This window comes from Mesorhizobium sp. M7A.F.Ca.US.006.04.2.1 (assembly GCF_004022915.1).
GTDB classification, from domain to species: domain Bacteria; phylum Pseudomonadota; class Alphaproteobacteria; order Rhizobiales; family Rhizobiaceae; genus Mesorhizobium; species Mesorhizobium ciceri.
On the sequence record NZ_RZQA01000929.1, the window covers coordinates 1 to 2,338 of the forward strand.

General features: G+C 61.3%; 3 protein-coding genes. All 3 read left to right on the forward strand.

Translation table 11 applies throughout. The features are described from left to right. On the forward strand, positions 1-231 hold a 231-nt coding region (locus EN925_RS40285; RefSeq protein WP_206633046.1), incomplete at its 5' end, for a hypothetical protein. Positions 232-249: 18 nt separating this feature from the next. Continuing rightward, positions 250-1,023, forward strand: coding sequence for a protein phosphatase 2C domain-containing protein (locus EN925_RS32335; protein ID WP_013525286.1), 774 nt, complete (start codon positions 250-252; stop codon positions 1,021-1,023). Positions 1,024-1,028: 5 nt separating this feature from the next. Continuing rightward, positions 1,029-2,338 (forward strand): serine/threonine-protein kinase (locus EN925_RS32340; protein ID WP_245487388.1); only part of this gene is annotated, 1,310 nt, incomplete at its 3' end.

Below are 2,338 nucleotides of genomic sequence, written 5' to 3' on the forward strand. Positions count from 1 at the left end.
CTTATGCTCTCCAGACAGGCTCAGGCTCCAACCCCTTCTTCCTCCCGGCCCTGTCCGGATTCAGCTGTCCCAAGGCGTTTTGAACAGGGTTCATCTGCTGAACATGGCGTCGGTCCGCTGACCACGGCGTTCAAAGCCTGGTTTTCCTTAGTTTTCGATACTTTAATGTTCGAGCCTGTGGCAAAGTGGCGCCAGCGAGCGTCCAAAGGTGCGCCGCAGAAGGACGCTTGAAAAGCGCTTGGTGGCAAATTGAATACTGTCGCCCTTTCCGTTGAGAGCTTCGGCGTGAGCCACAAAGGCTGTGTCCGTGAGCTCAATGAAGACAGCTATCTGGTCGAGCCACAAACTGGCGTCTGGGTGGTAGCCGACGGAATGGGTGGACATGACGCCGGAGAGGTCGCTTCCGCCAGTATCGTCGATCATCTGTCAACAATCGGCATTGCGAGCTCAGCTCCCGATCTTCGCGCCCGCTTCGAGGACAGGCTGGGCCGGGCCAATGCCGAGATCCGAGGCATATCTGAATCCCGCGGCATAACCATCGGTTCCACCGTTGCCGCCCTGCTGGCGATGGACGGGCGGTTTGCCTGCCTGTGGGCGGGTGACAGCCGCGTCTATCTTGTCCGCAACGCCTCGATCTCGCAGATCTCGAGAGACCACACCGAAGTTCAGGAGCTCATCGACCGCGGTATCATCAGCGCAGCCGAAGCACGCACGTGGCCGCGCCGCAATGTCATCACGCAAGCGATCGGCGTCAGCGACGAGATTGTCATCGATTTCCAGCAGGGAGAAATCATGCCGGGGGATATTTTTGTGTTGAGCACGGATGGTCTGACGGCGCATGTCACCGACGCCGAGATCGAGGCGGCGACGGTGTCGGCGACACCTCAGGCAGCCTGCGAGAACCTGCTCGACATGGTGCTGGCGCGCGGCGCAACGGATAACGTCACGATCGTCCTCGTAAAGATAGGACACGAGCGCGATGGCCAATTGCCTCCTCCATATCTGCATAGAGCGAAGGCCTGAGGTTGATGGGCTCCGACGACAAGACGCGCATATCGGGGGGCATGGCCAACACCGTCGTAGGCACGCAACTCAGCGGCATCTACGAGCTCGACGAACGCATCGCATTCGGTGGCATGGGCGAGGTTTACCGTGGTCATAATATCCAGACCGGTGACCATGTCGCGATCAAGATCGTCTTGCCCGAGTTCGCCCGTGACCAGACGATCTTGTCGCTGTTTCGCAAGGAGGCATTGATCCTCAATCACCTGTCGCATGACGCGGTCGTGCGCTACCACGTCTTCACGATCGATCCCGGGATCGGCCGTCCCTACCTTGCCATGGAATTCGTCGACGGTGAGTCGCTGTTCGACATCATGCGGCGTGGCGCGATGCCGGCGGCTGATGTGCGCAAGCTCTGCCACCGCCTCGCCTCCGGCCTGAGCGCCGTGCACCAGGCGGGAGCAATACACCGCGACCTCTCGCCCGATAACATCATCTTGCCGGGAGGCCGGGTCGACCGCGCGAAGATCATAGATTTCGGTATCGCCCGGTCGGCGAGTGTCGGCGGTGAGACCCTGATCGGCGGAAAGTTTGCGGGAAAATACAACTATGTTTCACCCGAACAGCTCGGGCTCTACAGCGGCGATGTCAGTGAGCAATCCGATATCTACAGCCTGGGGCTGGTGCTGGTTGCCGCCTTGCGCGGCAAGCCAATCGATATGAGCGGATCGCAATTCGAGGTCATCGAAAAGCGCCGGACCGTGCCTGATCTCACCGACATCGACGATGATTTTCGTGACATCGTTGAACCCATGCTGCAACCGGATCCGCAGGACCGACCGGTTAGCATGGCGGAAATCGCCAGGATGACGCGTGACGAAAACGAGGAGACAACCCCGCCGGCGTCCATCACACCCCGCGATCGGTCGGCTTTGCCGCGAACCTTTAAATCCGGCAGCAAAACCCAGGCACGATCACACAATGTTGAGAGGCACGACGACGCAGCCGCAGCGGGCCCAGGCGGACAGCCCTTCGTAGAGCACGTGCGGCCCGCGCATTTGTTCGAACGGCCGCCTCCGGCGCCGATGCCGCGCGAGGCCACGGCGCGTTTGCCTGGAAGGTCCACAAAGACCCGAACCCTGGCGATCGCTGGCTTGGCGATGCTGGCTGTGGCCTCCGGCGCGGGCCTTTACCTGGGCGGCTTCATGACGCCTGCCACACCGACTGCCGGCAAGACATCGCTTTTGCCACCGGAGCCGTCCAAGCTCCCGCCCGGCCTGTCAAAGCCGCCCCTGGCGGACTCTGCCGCCCCTGAGCCGGCAAAGGCAGTTTCGCC